Raw genomic sequence first — 15,799 nt, 5'->3', positions numbered from 1 at the left:
AAGCACTCCTTTGAGTCTTCACAGCGGACCCTGCGGTCCACGTCTTCGTTTCTTGCCGCGCGAGAAAAGTAATCGCGCTAGTTCTTCTCGATCCGTATCACCTGCGGTCGGCCGCTGATGACCTTGTCGCGCTGCACCGCCTCCAGCGCACGATAGACCGCATCTTCGGACGTTGCATAGGTAATCAGGATAACTGGAACCGGTGACGGTTTTTTCGCTGAGCCGTTGGCGTCAACGCCGTCGGGATGGCGTTGCACGATCGATTCCAGCGAAATCTTCTGTTCCGCCAGGCGCGTGGCAATGGTGGCGGCGGTGCCCGCCAGATCCCGCGCCATCAAGCGGATATAGTAGCCGCCTTCATGGCGCTCCATCGGCGCTTTTGTGGTGGCGCGCAGCCGTTCCACCGGCAGGCCGAACGGCTTGGCGCGAATGCCGCGCGCGACATCGGCGATATCGGCGACGACGGCGGAGGCAGTTGCCGCACCGCCGGCGCCGGGGCCGACCAGCGTGATCGGCGGGATGCCCTCGCCGTCGATGGTGACGGCGTTGGTGACGCCCATCACTTGCGCAATCGAGGAAGATTTCGGCACCATGGTCGGATGCACGCGCTGTTCGATACCCTTCGCCGTCCGAACCGCGACCCCAAGCAATTTGACCCGATAGCCGAGTTCCTCCGCGGCGCGCAGATCTTCCGGCGCGATCGAGGAGATTCCTTCGACGTACACCGCGCTCTGTGCAACCTTCGTGCCGAACGCGAGGCTGGCCAGGATCGCAAGCTTCTGGGCGGTATCGTGGCCATCGACATCGAACGACGGATTGGCCTCGGCATAGCCGAGCCGCTGCGCATCCTTGAGGCATTCGGCGAATGACAGGCCCTCCTGCTCCATCCGGGTCAGGATGTAATTGCAGGTGCCGTTGAGGATACCGTACACGCGATTGACGCCGGTTCCAGCCAGCCCCTCGCGCAGCGTCTTGATGACGGGGATCGCCGCCCCCACCGCCGCCTCGTAATTCAGCGCGCCGCCATGCTTCTCGGCGGCCTTCGCCAGCCGCACGCCATGCTTGGCGATCAGCGCCTTGTTGGCTGATACCACCGACTTGCCTGATTTGAGCGCGGCTTCGATCGCCGACAGCGCCGGATCGCCGGAACCGCCCATCAGTTCGACGAAGCAATCGATGCCGGGGTGATTGGCCAGCGCCAGCGGGCTTTTGACCCATTCGATGCCGCGCAGATCGAGCTTGCGCTTCTTCACCCTGGAGCGAGCGGTGACGGCAACGACGCGTATGCCGCGGCCGGAGCGTGCCGACAAGATGCGCGCCTGCGCTTCGATGAGGCGGACGACTTCGGCGCCAACAGTGCCGAGCCCCGCGATGCCCACTCTCAGGGGTGCGACCATGACCAAAAAACCTGCCGAAGAGACTTAACCAAGCATGATCCAGTTCCGAAAACCGGAAGTCCGCTTTTCGGGATCATGCCTACCGCCGGTTGGCGAGAGGAACCACGTTGTGCAACGTTTCAAGGCCGCTTTCAAGGAAGCGGCGCACGCCGCGCGCAGCCTGACGGATACGCTGCTCGTTTTCCACCATGGCGATGCGCACATAACCCTCGCCGTGCTCGCCAAAGGCGACGCCCGGCGACACCACCACGCCCGATTTTTCCACCATCAACGTCGCGAACTGCATGCTGCCGACGCCCTGGAAGTCCTTTGGCAGCGGCGCCCAGGCGAACATCGAGGCGGCCGGCGGCGGAATCTCCCATCCGGCGCGGCCGAACGACTCGACCAGCGCGTCGCGGCGCTTGCGGTAGGTGTCGCGCATCTCGCGAATGCAGTCGTCCGGTCCGTTCAGGGCCGCGGTGGCCGCGACCTGGACCGGCGTGAACGCGCCGTAATCGAGATAGGATTTTACCCGCGCCAACGCGGCGATGATCCGGTCGTTGCCGACCGCAAACCCCATGCGCCAGCCCGCCATCGAAAACGTCTTCGACATCGAGGTGAATTCAACGGTGACGTCGATCGCGCCGGGAACCTGCAGCACCGAGGGCGGCGGGTTCTTGTCGTCGAAATAGACTTCGGCGTAGGCCAGGTCCGACAGGATGAAGATCTCGTGTTTCTTCGCGAACGCCACCAGATCCTTGTAAAAATCGAGGTCGGCGACATAGGCGGTCGGATTGGAGGGATAGCAGACGATCAGCGCGATCGGCTTCGGGATCGAATGGATGATCGCGCGCTCCACCGCTTCGAAGAATTGCGGCGTCGGCTCCGAGGGCACCGAGCGGATCACACCGCCCGCCATCAGGAAGCCGAAGGCGTGAATCGGATAGCTCGGATTGGGGCACAGCACGACGTCGCCGGGCGCGGTGATCGCCTGCGCCACATTGGCAAAACCTTCCTTGGAGCCCAGCGTCGCAACCACCTGGGTGTCCGGATTGAGTTTCACGCCGAACCGCCGCGCGTAATAGGCAGCCTGCGCCTTGCGCAGCCCGGTGATGCCGCGCGAGGCCGAATAGCGATCGGTGCGCGGCTTGCCCAGCGTATCCTTCAGTTTCTCGATCACATGGGCCGGGGTCGGCAAATCCGGGTTGCCCATGCCGAGGTCGATGATGTCGGCGCCGGCGTTGCGCGCGGCCGCCTTGGCCCGGTTGACCTGTTCGAACACGTAAGGCGGCAGACGGCGGATGCGGTAGAAATCTTCCATGGGACCCTTGCTCCGACGGCCAGCGGGACAGAATCGGTAGAATCTGCGGTTTTCGAAGCCGTAGCTGGCTTCGTCCAAAACTCGCGCTCAATCAATGATTTAGAGCGAATTCAGGCGCCGGATCCTGAGTGCCGGACCGTGATGCGGTTGAATTAAGGCTCTTTTAGCACGGGCGCCCCGCAGCGCCAGAGAATAGGTCGCTGGATTAGACAGGTCACTTGATTGGATTCACCTGATTGGCGTCACTTAACCAGCGTCACCTGGCGCCTGATTAGGGTCACTTGGCACCGGTTTTGGCCGACGTCGCCGAGGACGCCTGGCGGTCCCGCGCGGCAAGCAGTTCGGCCTCGATCTTGGCCTGCTCCGCCGGCTTGATCACCGCCTCGTCGCGCTCCGGCGGCAGGTCATGGACCGGCAGATAGCCCCCGGCTTCCTTCGGACGCGCCGGCGCATCGCCGGGCACGCCGACACCGGGCAAATCCGCAATCGACGTCGAGCAGCCGCTGACCGCGAGCGCAGCTGCGAACAGCGCGGCCATCGACCACAGCCTTATCATCCGATCCACCGGCATCCGTCCGGAAGTCCCCAACAACCTGTCCCGTCGCTTTAGATCGCTCGCATGGCGCGTGCTGACAAGGGCTTTTGGTATGCGCCTTGCACGCCAAATCGGGTGGCTGCGTCAGTTTCGCAACCGTTCAAACCCAATTGTTTAAACCCCAGATGTTCAAACCATTGTCGCCCGAAACGATTAAAGCCAGACCAACAAACTCAAACGGTGCGGCTTCAATGTGTCCGAACGGAGAAATTTTGTCGCAGTGCAACAGGATTAACCCAAAACCATCGCTGCCGTCAGGCGCGGTGACGAACCCGAAACGAAGTTATAGTGTCCCGAGATGACTGACGTAAGCACCGAACCCCCGACTGCGAAATCCTTCAACGCCGAAGCCTTCGCCATGAATATCGCCAAGGCGCTGGAGACCAGCGGCCAGGCGCTCGCGGCCTACCTCAAACCGCGCGAAAGCGGTGAGCTGAAAGACAAGCCGCCCAGCGAGATCGGCGAGGTCATCAAGACCTTCAGTACGGTCGCCGAATATTGGCTGTCCGACAAGGATCGCGCGTCCGACCTGCAGGTCAAGTTGGCCAAGGCCTATCTCGATCTTTGGGGCTCGGCGGTGCGGCGCATGGCCGGCGAACAGGTGCCGCCCGCGATCGAGCCGTCGCCGCGCGACAAGCGCTTCAAGGACCCGGAGTGGAGGACCAACCAGTTCTTCGACTTCGTGATGCAGCTCTATCTGCTCACGACGCGATGGGCGCAGGAACTGGTGCAGAACGCCGACGGAATCGATCCGCACACGCGCAAGAAGGCCGAATTCTACGTCCAGCAGATCACCAATGCGATCTCGCCGTCGAATTTCGTCTTCACCAATCCCGAAGTGCTGCGCGAGACGCTGGCGTCGAGCGGCGACAATCTGGTGCGCGGCATGAAGATGCTGGCCGAGGACATCGAAGCCGGACGCGGCACGCTGCGCATCCGCCAGTCCGATCCCTCCAACCTCGTCGTCGGCGTCAACCTGGCGACGACGCCGGGCAAGGTGATCTTCCAGAACGAGCTGATGCAGCTGATCCAGTACACGCCGACCACTGAGACCGTGCTGCGCACGCCGCTCCTGATCGTGCCGCCATGGATCAACAAGTTCTATATCCTCGATCTCAAGCCGGAAAAATCCTACATCAAATGGTGCGTCGATCAGGGCATCACCGTGTTCGTGATCTCCTGGGTCAATCCGGACAAGGAGCTCGGCAAGAAGACGTTTGACGACTATATGCGGCAGGGACCGCTGACCGCGATGGACGTCATCGAGAAGGTCACCGGCGAGATGAAGGTTCACACCGCGGGCTATTGCGTCGGCGGCACCCTGCTCGCCTCGACGCTGGCGTGGCTCGCCGAAAAACGCCGCGTGCGCGTCACCTCGGCGACGTTCTTTGCGGCGCAGGTCGACTTCACCCATGCCGGCGATCTGATGGTGTTCGTCGACGAAGACCAGATCTCGGCACTCGAACGCGACATGGAGGCCGCCGGCGTGCTCGAAGGCAGCAAGATGGCGATGGCCTTCAACATGCTGCGCTCGAACGACCTGATCTGGTCCTACGTCGTCAGCAACTATCTGAAGGGACAACCGCCCTCCTCGTTCGACCTGCTGCACTGGAATTCCGACGCGACGCGGATGCCGGCGGCCAACCATTCCTTTTATTTGCGCAACTGCTATCTGGAGAACCGGCTCTCCGCCGGCAGCATGGTGCTCGACAATACGCTGCTCGACCTGTCGAAGGTGAAGGTGCCGGTCTACAATCTGGCGACGCGCGAGGATCACATCGCGCCGGCGGATTCGGTGCTGTACGGCTCGCAGTTCTTCGGCGGCCCAGTCAAATACGTGCTGTCCGGATCCGGCCACATCGCCGGCGTGGTCAATCCGCCGGCCTCGGGTAAATACCAGTACTGGACCAACGACAACATCAAGGACGTCACGCTCGCGGAATGGCTCAAGAACGCCACCGAACACAAGGGATCGTGGTGGCCGGACTGGCGCCAATGGCTGGAGACCCTCGACGCCGAGATGGTCCCCGCGCGCGCGGTCGGCTGCGAGACGATGCCGCCGATCGAGGATGCGCCCGGCAGCTACGTTCGCGTCCGCGCGTAGCGCAAGCCCGCGCGGTTGGCTATAAGCTGATCCGGTGACGGATTCGATGATCGAGTGAGGGCGAAACAATGACGCGTGAATTGTTCTGGCTGACGCTGACGGTGATTTTGACCGGTCTGCTGTGGATCCCCTACATCATCAATCGCTGTCAGGTGCGCGGCCTCTCCGGCGCCATGGCCAATCCCTCGCGCAACGACAAGCCGCATTCGGAATGGGCCAACCGGCTGATGTTCGCGCATGACAATGCGGTCGAGAACCTCATCATCTTCGCCCCGCTGGTGCTGATCCTCAACGCGGCCGACTATTCCACCAAATGGACCGTGATGGCCTGCGCGGTGTATTTCTGGTCGCGCGTCGCGCATCTGATCGTCTACACGATCGGCCTGCCGGTATTCCGCACGCTGGCCTTCACCGTCGGCTTCTTCGCGCAGGTGGTGCTGGCGCTGGCGGTCTTCCAGGTGCTTTGAGCGACGGAATTGAACGCGACAGGGTGATGAGGTCGACGGATCGGTCGACCTCGTTGCCGCCGCGAGCCAGGTTCAGTTTGTGGTATCCACGGCGATATCGGCAAAGTTGCCCTGCGACAGGGCCTTGCGTTTGATCAGCAGCACAATCGAATAGACATCTCCCCAAATCCAACCCTGCATTTTGCTGGTGGGGAGCTCCAGCAACACCTCGGTATCGGTCTCCGGACCGTGCGGCGTGTAGATGTGCCCCCGTGGGGCATGTCCCATGGCACCATGATGCCCCAGCGTTTCGCCAAGCCAGATTCGCTCCATCTGCTCGCGCAGCGCCGGATGCAGGCTTGCGGGGTCTTTCGTGTAGGCGTTGATGCCATGCCAATAAAGCTGGGAAGTATACCAGCTCCACCATATCGGCAGGCTCCGGGAGATAACCGGTAGTTCGCAAAGCGACGAATGGCGGTACTCCAAACAGCAATAGCCATCGTCGTCGTCCTTGAGATAATTGAACTCGTAAGTCGAAAGGTTAGCGATTTTCGGAAGCTGCGCAGCAACCTCGTTCAGGTCGAAGCGGTACCTGCTCGACCCAAGAGCACTCTCGACTTTGTAGAATTCCTCCAGGCTCCGGAACGCCGACGCCTTGGCTTCGTGTAGCCATTGAAGGTCATTTTCGCGGACCTTCTTCATCGCCGGAAAGCGACACATTTGCTTCATCTGCGCGATGAAGAATTCTTCCAGACTATCGAGCAGAACGACGAGTGTCTTGGTGTCGAAGGGGTGGATGGCGGGGTTTGCCAGGTCGGGCCTTTCGTTCTTCCACGCTGTTTCGGAACGCTTGCGGCTCACCGTGTCGATCGAACGCGCATGACGCGCTTCGTCGATCTTGACCGGCCAGCGCGGAAGGAAATCGGTTTCCTTGGCTTGGGACGCGTATGTCCTTGCCCATTGCGCTGCCATTTGCCCTGGCCCATCACGTTCTTCGATCTCGCCTCGAACGTGGAGGACTTCCGCACGATTTACTTCAGGATGCAGGAACACGGCCAGCCAGCCGTCGCGTGGCCCCGCCCCTGACCATATGCCCGCCGGAAGATGCGAAAGATTGATCTGACAGGCGAAATGCAGCGGAATTCCTTGCTTTTCCGGCCAGGAAATACCCTTCGGCAATTTCGGCTTGCCCCCGAACCAGCTATCCGCCTCGTCGAAACGTATCGGGACAATAGGGGTCAGCAGCGCGCAGGGACGATCCGCGCTGTGCGCCCGCTCGCGCATTTTTTCCGTGTCGGCCTCGTTCTCCAAAAAATCCAAAAGGAGATTCATGCGCTTACCTTCCACAGGCCTGTTACGTGTGCGCATGATGCGTCACATTGCTTAAGACACTATTTTCAAATGGTTGCAGGTTGCTGCTAATACAGCCTGATGCCGCTACGGCTGATCAGTTCGCGGCCATCGCTCCGCCCGTCGGCCGACGCCCCCTGAGCCAGAGCAGGATCAGCAGGGCACCGCACGAACATGCCATGGCAACGCCGAGCAGCGCGCTGCTGCCGAAATTCGTCAGCAGGCCGACCAGAACCGGCGGCGCAGCTCCGGAAATGAGATTGAGCGGCAGCGCAAGCCGCGAGGTTGCTTTGGCGAATTCGGCCTGGTCGTAGAACACCAGGGGTATGGTCGCGCGGGCCACCGCGAAGGCGCCGCTGCCCATGCCATAGAGCAGAATGAAGGCTGCGATCATCCAGTGCGAACCACCACCGAACATCAGGAGAAGCATCCCGACCGGAATGGCCGCGCCGGCGAAGATACCGGTCGTGATGCCGTCCCACCGTCCGCCGCCGAGGAAGTCGAGGCCCCGGGCGCTGACCTGAATGACGCCCAGCATCGAGCCGAAGGTAACGGCCTGTGTCGGCGACAACCCCTCGGCTTTCAGAAGCTCGATGAAGACGGCGCCCAATCCGAAGGCGACGAAGGCGTTGAGCGCGAGCGCAGACAGGATCAGCAGGAACGTACTCTTCCGCACGATGGGCGACGCGCTCGCCGCCTGCGCCGCGGAAACCGTTTCCTGCGCCGGTTGGGCGCGACGCGGCAATCCGAAATAAATCAGCGGGAGCGACACGAGGAGCAGCATCGCGGCATAGACGATACATGTTCCGCGCCAGCCCACGGCGTGCGACAGGAATGACGTGGTGGGCCAGAAGATGCTGCTGGCAAGCCCGGTCACCAGCATCATGGCGCCGATGCCGCGTCTTGCACCCCGGCCGGCGACCTCGTTGAGCAGGATGTAGGCGGCTGTCGCCAGCGTGGCACTGCCCGCCGCGCCGAGGATCACCCACGCCGCGAAGAACTGTGTCGGACCGGATGCCAGCGCCAGCAGAACGAAGCCCGGCGCACCGATGATGGTCCCCGCGATCATCACCCGCCGTGCGCCAAACCGCGTGAAGGGCTTTGCCAGGATCGGCGCGCACAGGCCCATCAGGACGTAGAAGATCGAGTTGCCGGCGAAGACCGCGGAGAGGTCCATGTGAAGATCAGCCGCGACCTGCCCTCCGACGACCGTAAGCAGTCCGATCGTGCCCCATCCAATGATCTGGCCAATCGCAAGGACAATCAGGACGCGGAAAAGTGTCTTGCCGGACTTGAGGACCTGCATCGCTTCAAGGGATTTTCCGGGCCACGACGAACAGCATCGGCGCCCACTTGTTGTCGAAGCCGATCACTTCGCCGGTTTCGATGTTCAGTGAATGCCAGTCACCCGCGCTGGCGTAGGTTTCGCGCAGCCAATCCGGCGACGGATAATTATAGTAGCGGTTGAGCGTGTCGCGGCCTTCGGCGTCGCCGGTCTTGAAACTGGCGTAGAAAATGCCGCCGGGTTTCAGCGCGCGCCAGATCCGTTTCAGGATTGGCGCGAGTTCGTCTCTGGGAACGTGAAGCAGGCAGGCATTGGCCCATACGCCGTCATAAGTCTCGACCGCGTCGAGGTCGTGGAACAGCAGCGTCCCGACGGGGCGGCCGAGTCGGCGCGAGGCGACCTCGGCCATTTCCGGCGACCCGTCCGTTGGCACGACATTGAAGCCTCTTGCCAGTATCTCCGCGGTGTCGCCGCCGGCGCCGCATCCGAGTTCGAGGATGCTCGCATCGGGCCGCAGCAGCGCCAGGAACGCGGTCAACCTCGCCTGACGCGAGGTGATCTCGCGCCCGGCATAGGCGGATGCGTTGTCGCGGTAGAAGCGCAGCGTATCCTCGTCCACGACGTTCGCTCCGGTTACGGAAACAGCGCGATTTGCTCCAGCCCGGCGGTCTCGGGAAACCCGAACATCAGATTCATGTTCTGGATCGCCTGACCGGCCGAGCCCTTGACCAGATTGTCGAGGGTCGAGATCACGATGGCGCGGTTCTTGATCCGGTCGGCTATCACGCCGATCTGGACGTAGTTCGAACCGCGCACGTTCTGGGTCTGCGGCAGCACGCCCTTCTTGACCACATGCACGAACGGTTCGTTCTGATAGGCTTTTTCGAGCGCGCCCCGCAAATCGTCCGGCGTCGCGCCGTTGAGCTTGACATAGGAGGTGCAGAGTTCGCCCCGCGCCATCGGAATGAGATGCGGCGTGAAGTTGATCGTCACCGTCGAACCGGCGGCAACACCGATCTCCTGCTCGATCTCTGGCGCATGCCGGTGCGTACCGACCGAATAGGGCGACAGCCCCTCGCCGGCCTCGCTGAACAACGTGTTCTGCTTGAGTCCGCGCCCGGCACCGGTGACGCCCGACTTGGCATCGATGATGATGTCATCGACGTCGATCAATTTGGCTTTCGCGAGCGGCACCAGCGCCAAAAGCGCCGCGGTCGGATAGCAGCCGGGACAAGCGACCAGCCGCGCCGAGGTGATCTTCTCGCGGTAGAATTCAGTGAGGCCGTAGACGGCTTCGCCTTGCAATTCGAGTGCCCGGTGCTCATGGCCGTACCATTGCGCATAAGTCTCCTTGTTGCGCAGCCGGAAGTCGGCCGACATGTCGAGGACCTTGATTTTCGGGTTCGCCTTCAGCACCGCAGCGATGATCTCCTGCGTGGTGCCGTGCGGCAGCCCGCAGAGCACCGCGTCGAGCTGGCTCCAGTCGACCTTTTCCCATTCCACGAGTCTCGGCAGATCCAGCATGAAGAAATGCGGAAACACGTCGTTCATGGACTTGCCGGCATGGGTGTTGGCCGTGAGTGCGGTGATTTCGGCATGGGGATGCCGCGCCAGCAGGCGCACCGCGTCGGCGCCGGTGTAGCCGGACGCGCCCAGAATGCCGATTTTCTTTTTCGTGCTCATCACACGTTCCTTTCAAGCGTCGTCGCTTCGTTGGTTGCTGCTGTGTCGGTCATAAAAGCCTGGGGACGCGCCGCGCGCATCAGGCCTGCGATCTCGGCTGCATCAGCGTCGCCTTGTAACGCAAGCGCGTTGCTGATGGCGGTATAGTCGGTCTCGGACTTGTGCTGGTTCAGCTTGAAGCTGCCTTCGACCTCCTCCACCGTCATCACCAGACCGACGATCGCCTTCTTCATCGCATCGAGCCGCCCGGCCGTCATCTTCGACGACACCCAGGGCTTCTTCGGCAACAGCCGGTTTTCGAACTTGGCGCTGAGCGTATCGATCTGCTCGGCCAATTCGTCGTCGGACAATATGCGCACCGTGCCCGCCAGATGCCCGGCCTGATAGAGCCAGGTCGGCACTTGATCCGGCGAGACGTACCAGTCGGGCGACACATAGGCATCCGCGCCGCCAACGGCCAGCAGCCAGGACGACGTCCCGCCGGCGAGCTTTAGCAGCGGATTGTGACGGGCAACATGAAACAGCGCGCGCGGCGTGCCGTCATCGGCAAAGCCGAGATAGAACGGCAGCGGCGAGGCAATCGGCTTGGCGCCATCCCACGCGCAGACGAGGCCAAAGCCGCGCGCTTCCGCAAACGCGAGGCACGCGGAACGGTCGGGCTTGAACGGAGGTGGCGTATACATTTCAAACTCCTGCTTGACGTAGGAGCCGCCAGATCAAACCGCGTGTCTTGAAGGGGAAGAGCCGCGGATCGTATCCGGCGGCAGAGGCGATGATCTTAAACGCAGACAACCGCCCGTACCGCGATGGTGCGGCGGCGGCGAGCGATCAGGATGGTCGAAGCGTGGATCATAAGCGGGGCTATAAGGCCGCACGGTTCCACCGTCAAGCCGAAACACCGGGCCAGAACACAAAAGCCGCCCCGAATGGGCGGCCTTTGCTCGGTGTCGACGATGGTGACCGATGCGTTAGATCACCGGATTCCACGGCGCCGGCACCAGCCGGTAGCCGGTACCGTCCTTCTCGACAAAGCCATTGGCCGGGAACGGATAATGGAAGCCCTGGACACGCATCTTGTCGGCCACCAGCATGTCATAGACTTTGCGCCGGGTGGCTTCCGCCATCGCCGGGTCCTGATCGAACATCAGATGCCAGCCCGGATTGGTGACGAACAGCGCCGGCAGGTTGGTGACGTCGGACTGGATGAAGACCTTGTCGGAACCGGACGACAGGACATACGAGGTGTGGCCCGGCGTGTGACCGTGGGAAGCCACCGCCTGCAGCCCGGGGGCGACGTCCTTGCCCATCTCGTAGGGCGTGACTTTCTTCTTCAGCCCGGCGTCAAACACGCGACGCGCATTGGCGAACACGCCCTTCATCCGGTCCGATGTCTGCTTGCCCATCTCGCCGTCGTCCATGAAGTATTTCCACTCGGCGGCCGGCACCAGCACCTCGGCATTCGGGAATGCCAGCACGTTGTCGGCGGTCAGCAGGCCGTTGATGTGGTCGGCGTGGAAGTGCGAGATCACCACCATGTCGACGGCCTTGGGGTCGACCCCGGCGGCAGCCATATTGCTGGCGAATTGCCCGACATTGCCCTTGCTCGAAGCGAAAGCGCCCGGGCCGTTGCCGGTGTCGACAACGACCAGCTTGCCGCCGGTATTGATGACGAGCGGCGCGAACTGGATGCTCATCTTGTCTTTCGGCATGAACGCCCTTTCGAGCGCCGCGTTGACTTCGTCCTTCTTGGCGTTGAGCACGAACGTATCGCCCAGCGCGAAATTGTTGATGCCGTCGGAGATGACGTTCACCTGGGCGTCGCCGACCTTGTAGCGATAGAAACTCGGCGCCTGCTTTTCGGCGGCCGGTGCTGCGGCCTTGGCCGATGCATTGGGCAACAGGGGCAATGCGGCAAGGGCCGCGGCTCCGGCAAGTGCGTGACGTCGTGTGATTTCCATGTGATGTCCTCCCAGTGAAACGATGAATGCAGTGGCGGGATTTCCCGCTTTGACGTTTCCTTGCCCTGCTTGCCGCCGCTTCTACCGGCGTTCCAGTGCCAACGCGATGACGGCGGTGCGACGGCCGAGCCGTGTCTACCTACCTTGCCTATCTTTGGGAGCTAACCCCCGCCCCGGCGGCTTATTCCGGAACGGCGAACGCCTGCATCACACCGCCCGCCACAGCCATTCGATGATGTGCGCGATCACGTCGCCGAACAGCAGCAGCGCCGCCGACCAGACCAGCGCGGAGACGAAATTGGCGATCTGAAACGGCCAATACGGCATCTCGAAAATGCCGGCGGCGAGCGGCACCGACGCCCGCAACGGTCCGAAGAATCGCCCGATGAAAATCGAGGGCACGCCCCATTTTTTTACAAAGGCCTCGCCGCGCGGCAGGATTTCCGGATAGCGCGACAGCGGCCAGATCTGGGCCACCTGTTCCTTGTATTTAAAGCCGAACCAGTAGGAGACCCAGTCGCCCAGCGCCGCCCCAACGCCGCCGGCGATCCAGATCGGCCAGAAGTTGATGCCGCTGACGCCGATCAGCGCGCCGATTGCGACCAGAGCACCCCAGGCCGGAACGACCAGTGAGATGAACGCCAGCGATTCGCCGAACGCCAGCAGCAGCACAACCGGTGCCGCCCAGGACTGATGATCGCGCACGAAATCAGCCAGGGCGCGCGCAAACTCTTGCATTCCTTGAACGCCTTCCAGCCCCAACCCGCCGATGAACTTGCCGCGGGGTCCATGCCCCGGGAACAGGTACGCCAGCCGCTTGCGTGACTTCAAGTCACAAAGGCGGACATGGGGCGTGATTTCGGCCCTTGCGCACAGACGGGACGCTCGCGCTCAGCTCTGCGGCGGCGGAGGCCGTCTCGGCGGTCGCGGCTTTGCAGGACGCGGTTGCGCCGGCGAGAGCGGTTGCAGGGTCACAATGACCGGGTTTGGCTTATGATCCAGCGCGGCGCCGGTGGCAGCATCCACCCCCATGCCGACCACCCCGCCCAGCAGCAGGTTGCCGGCGAAGCCTGCCGCGCCGGTGCCGGGAACCTCCTTGGTAAGGGGAATGATCTGCGGCTCATACCCCTCTTTGTTCACGGTCACGATAATGTCGGCGCTGCGCTTGGCCTGGACCACGCACGGTGTCAGGCAGGCGGTGGGAATATCCAGCCCCGATATCTCGGCGGTCGCCCCTGCCGGCGTGCTCGAAATTGAAATGTTCTCGGTCGTTCCACGCGTTACCGACGCACAGCCAACACACGGCAGCGCGATTGCCGCGGCCAAAAGCAGCCTTATCATTGATTATTTCCCCAAGCCCGTGGCGACCATCACGCAACCTTGGGCTGAAGGCAAGCCGACCTTCGTATCGCGCTTAGGTATTGTTAACCGAGAAAGTTCCGGTCATTGCTGCGCCCGACAGGAGCGCTCTGCCGGTCCGGCCGTCACTTTTTAAGCCCATCCGTGGCATAGTCAGACAGACCGATTCGCCGCGCGATCTCGCGCGCATTACATGAAGAACCATGTCCAAATCATTGAAATCATCCGCAAAAACTAAATCCGATAAAGACCTTTTCGGAACCGATGAAGCCAAGGGCCGCGCCCCGCTGAAGGTCGCCGCCAGGTCCAACAGCGCCGAGGCCGGTTACACCGCGGCCGATATCGAGGTGCTGGAGGGACTGGAGCCGGTCCGCCGCCGGCCCGGCATGTATATCGGCGGCACCGATGAAAAGGCGCTGCACCATCTGTTCGCCGAAGTCATCGACAACGCCATGGACGAGGCGCTGGCCGGCCACGCCTCCTTCATCGAGGTCGAACTGGGCGCCGACGGCTTTTTGACGGTGACCGACAATGGCCGCGGCATTCCGGTCGATCCGCATCCGAAATTTCCGAAGAAGTCCGCGCTCGAAGTCATCATGTGCACGCTGCATTCCGGCGGCAAATTCGATTCCAAGGTCTACGAGACCTCGGGCGGCCTGCACGGCGTCGGCGTTTCCGTCGTCAACGCCCTCTCCTCGCGGCTGGAGGTCGAGGTCGCGCGCAGCCAGAAGCTGTACCGGATGAGCTTTGAGCGCGGCCACCCCAAAGGCAAGCTCGAGGATCTCGGCAAGATCAACAACCGCCGCGGCACCCGCATCCGCTTCAAGCCGGACGGCGACATTTTCGGCGCCAAGGCGACCTTCAAGCCGCAGCGCCTGTTCAAGATGACGCGTTCCAAGGCCTACCTGTTCGGCGGCGTCGAGATTCGCTGGCGCTGCGATCCGGAGCTCTTGAAGGGCATCGAGGATGTGCCCGCCGAAGACAGCTTCCATTTTCCGGGCGGCCTGAAGGACTATCTGGCCGCCGCGATCCATGCCGACACCCTGGTGCACCCGGATATCTTCTCCGGCAAATCGGGGCGTAACGGCGCCCATGGCGCCTGCGAATGGGCTGTGGCGTGGACGGCGGACGCCGACGGCTTCCTCTCCTCCTATTGCAACACCGTGCCGACGCCGGACGGCGGCACCCACGAATCCGGCATGCGCAGCGCGATGCTGCGCGGCCTCAAGGATCACGCCGAGCGCATCGGCCAGGGCAAGCGCGCCGCCCCCATTACCTCGGAAGACGTCATGGTGGGCGCGGCCGTGATGCTCTCGGTGTTCGTGCGTGAGCCCGAATTTCAGGGCCAGACCAAGGACCGGCTGGCCACCGCCGAAGCCCAGAAGATCGTCGAACAGGCGATCAAGGACCCGTTCGATCACTGGCTGTCGGGCAATCCGCTGCAGGCCAATAAGCTCCTGGATTTCGTCGTCGACCGCGCCGACGAGCGGCTGCGCCGCCGCGCCGAGAAGGAAATCTCGCGCAAGACCGCGACCAAGAAGCTGCGCCTTCCCGGCAAGCTGACGGATTGCACCAATACCGCCGCGGAAGGCTCCGAGCTGTTCATCGTCGAGGGCGACTCGGCCGGCGGCACCGCCAAACACGCGCGCGACCGCAAGACCCAGGCGATCCTGCCGCTGCGCGGCAAGATTCTCAACGTCGCCTCCGCCGGCAAGGACAAGCTTACCGCCAACGCCCAACTCTCCGACCTGATGCAGGCGCTCGGCTGCGGCACGCTCGCCCATTACCGCGAGGAGGATCTGCGGTACTCGCGCATCATCATCATGACCGACGCCGACGTCGACGGCGCGCATATCGCATCGCTGCTGATCACGTTCTTCTACCGGCTGACGCCGCGGCTGATCGATGAGGGGCACCTCTATCTGGCGGTGCCGCCGCTCTACAAGCTGACCCATGGCAGCAAGACGATTTACGCCCGCAACGACGAGCACAAGGACGCGCTGCTCAAGAGCGAGTTCAACGCCAACGCCAAGGTCGACGTCAGCCGCTTCAAAGGGCTCGGCGAGATGATGTCGGCGCAGCTCAAGGAAACCACGATGGACCCGGCCAAGCGCACGCTGCTGCGCGTGGTGCTGCTGGCCGACGACCGCGACGGCACCGCCGATTCGGTCGAACGGCTGATGGGCACCAAGGCCGAGGCCCGATTCGCCTTCATCACCGATAAGGCGGAGTTCGCCAGCGACGACCTGCTGGACGTCTGACCTCGGGACCGACCTCGGGACCGACCTTAGGGTCGATCCTGGCCGGTCCCGTGGAATCGCG

General features: G+C 62.7%; 14 protein-coding genes. 3 read left to right on the top strand and 11 right to left on the bottom strand.

From position 1 onward, the window contains the following. Nucleotides 1–77 precede the first annotated feature (77 nt). The 3 genes from ACSQ84_RS07140 to ACSQ84_RS07130 all read right to left on the bottom strand — a co-directional run bounded on the left by ACSQ84_RS07140 (nucleotide 78) and on the right by ACSQ84_RS07130 (nucleotide 3,268). Nucleotides 78–1,397: a homoserine dehydrogenase gene (locus tag ACSQ84_RS07140; protein WP_436210911.1), complete on the bottom strand. Its 1,320-nt coding sequence runs from the start codon at nucleotides 1,395–1,397 to the stop codon at nucleotides 78–80. Between the two features lie 79 nt (nucleotides 1,398–1,476). Next, on the bottom strand, nucleotides 1,477–2,697 hold the full coding sequence (locus tag ACSQ84_RS07135) for an LL-diaminopimelate aminotransferase (RefSeq protein ID WP_436210910.1): 1,221 nt from the start codon (nucleotides 2,695–2,697) through the stop codon (nucleotides 1,477–1,479). A gap of 277 nt (nucleotides 2,698–2,974) precedes the next feature. Next, nucleotides 2,975–3,268 carry a hypothetical protein gene (locus tag ACSQ84_RS07130; protein WP_436210909.1) on the bottom strand — a complete coding sequence of 98 codons (294 nt, stop codon included), beginning with the start codon at nucleotides 3,266–3,268 and terminating at the stop codon, nucleotides 2,975–2,977. Between the two features lie 322 nt (nucleotides 3,269–3,590). Here ACSQ84_RS07130 and ACSQ84_RS07125 point away from each other — a divergent pair, with 322 nt between their 5' ends. Together ACSQ84_RS07125 and ACSQ84_RS07120 are read left to right on the top strand one after the other, a co-directional pair. Then, entirely contained in the window at nucleotides 3,591–5,396 is a 1,806-nt protein-coding gene (locus ACSQ84_RS07125; RefSeq protein ID WP_436210908.1) for a PHA/PHB synthase family protein, read from the top strand. Nucleotides 5,397–5,464: 68 nt separating this feature from the next. Further along, on the top strand, nucleotides 5,465–5,863 hold the full coding sequence (locus ACSQ84_RS07120; protein ID WP_436210907.1) for an MAPEG family protein: 399 nt from the start codon (nucleotides 5,465–5,467) through the stop codon (nucleotides 5,861–5,863). Between the two features lie 72 nt (nucleotides 5,864–5,935). Here ACSQ84_RS07120 and ACSQ84_RS07115 read toward each other — a convergent pair whose 3' ends face one another. The 8 genes from ACSQ84_RS07115 to ACSQ84_RS07080 all read right to left on the bottom strand — a co-directional run bounded on the left by ACSQ84_RS07115 (nucleotide 5,936) and on the right by ACSQ84_RS07080 (nucleotide 13,459). Next, entirely contained in the window at nucleotides 5,936–7,174 is a 1,239-nt protein-coding gene (locus tag ACSQ84_RS07115) for a DUF1963 domain-containing protein (protein WP_436210906.1), read from the bottom strand. Between the two features lie 115 nt (nucleotides 7,175–7,289). After that, entirely contained in the window at nucleotides 7,290–8,498 is a 1,209-nt protein-coding gene (locus ACSQ84_RS07110) for an MFS transporter (protein ID WP_436210905.1), read from the bottom strand. Nucleotides 8,499–8,502: 4 nt separating this feature from the next. After that, nucleotides 8,503–9,096, bottom strand: a complete 594-nt coding sequence (locus ACSQ84_RS07105; protein WP_436210904.1) for a class I SAM-dependent methyltransferase — start codon at nucleotides 9,094–9,096, stop codon at nucleotides 8,503–8,505. A 14-nt stretch (nucleotides 9,097–9,110) separates the two neighbouring features. After that, complete coding sequence (argC, locus tag ACSQ84_RS07100; RefSeq protein WP_436210903.1) at nucleotides 9,111–10,160, bottom strand: N-acetyl-gamma-glutamyl-phosphate reductase; 1,050 nt, start codon at nucleotides 10,158–10,160, stop codon at nucleotides 9,111–9,113. After that, nucleotides 10,160–10,843, bottom strand: coding sequence for an FMN-binding negative transcriptional regulator (locus ACSQ84_RS07095; protein ID WP_436210902.1), 684 nt, complete (start codon nucleotides 10,841–10,843; stop codon nucleotides 10,160–10,162). The genes argC and ACSQ84_RS07095 overlap by 1 nt, the downstream gene beginning before the upstream one ends. A gap of 285 nt (nucleotides 10,844–11,128) precedes the next feature. Continuing rightward, nucleotides 11,129–12,118: an MBL fold metallo-hydrolase gene (locus ACSQ84_RS07090; protein WP_436210901.1), complete on the bottom strand. Its 990-nt coding sequence runs from the start codon at nucleotides 12,116–12,118 to the stop codon at nucleotides 11,129–11,131. Between the two features lie 207 nt (nucleotides 12,119–12,325). Continuing rightward, the gene (locus ACSQ84_RS07085) at nucleotides 12,326–12,856 is read right to left on the bottom strand and encodes a DedA family protein (protein WP_436210900.1); all 531 of its coding nucleotides are present in this window, start codon (nucleotides 12,854–12,856) and stop codon (nucleotides 12,326–12,328) included. A 153-nt stretch (nucleotides 12,857–13,009) separates the two neighbouring features. Then, nucleotides 13,010–13,459, bottom strand: a complete 450-nt coding sequence (locus ACSQ84_RS07080) for a PEGA domain-containing protein (protein WP_436210899.1) — start codon at nucleotides 13,457–13,459, stop codon at nucleotides 13,010–13,012. Nucleotides 13,460–13,680: 221 nt separating this feature from the next. Between ACSQ84_RS07080 and parE the strand changes: the two genes are divergently transcribed. Next, nucleotides 13,681–15,738 (top strand): DNA topoisomerase IV subunit B, encoded by a 2,058-nt coding sequence (gene parE, locus ACSQ84_RS07075; protein ID WP_436210898.1) that lies wholly within the window; start codon nucleotides 13,681–13,683, stop codon nucleotides 15,736–15,738. Nucleotides 15,739–15,799 lie beyond the last annotated feature (61 nt).

The sequence above is a fragment of the Bradyrhizobium sp. LjRoot220 genome, assembly GCF_964252915.1.
In the GTDB taxonomy this organism is placed as follows: Bacteria; Pseudomonadota; Alphaproteobacteria; order Rhizobiales; family Xanthobacteraceae; genus Bradyrhizobium.
This window is presented reverse-complemented; position numbering and strand designations above follow the sequence as displayed.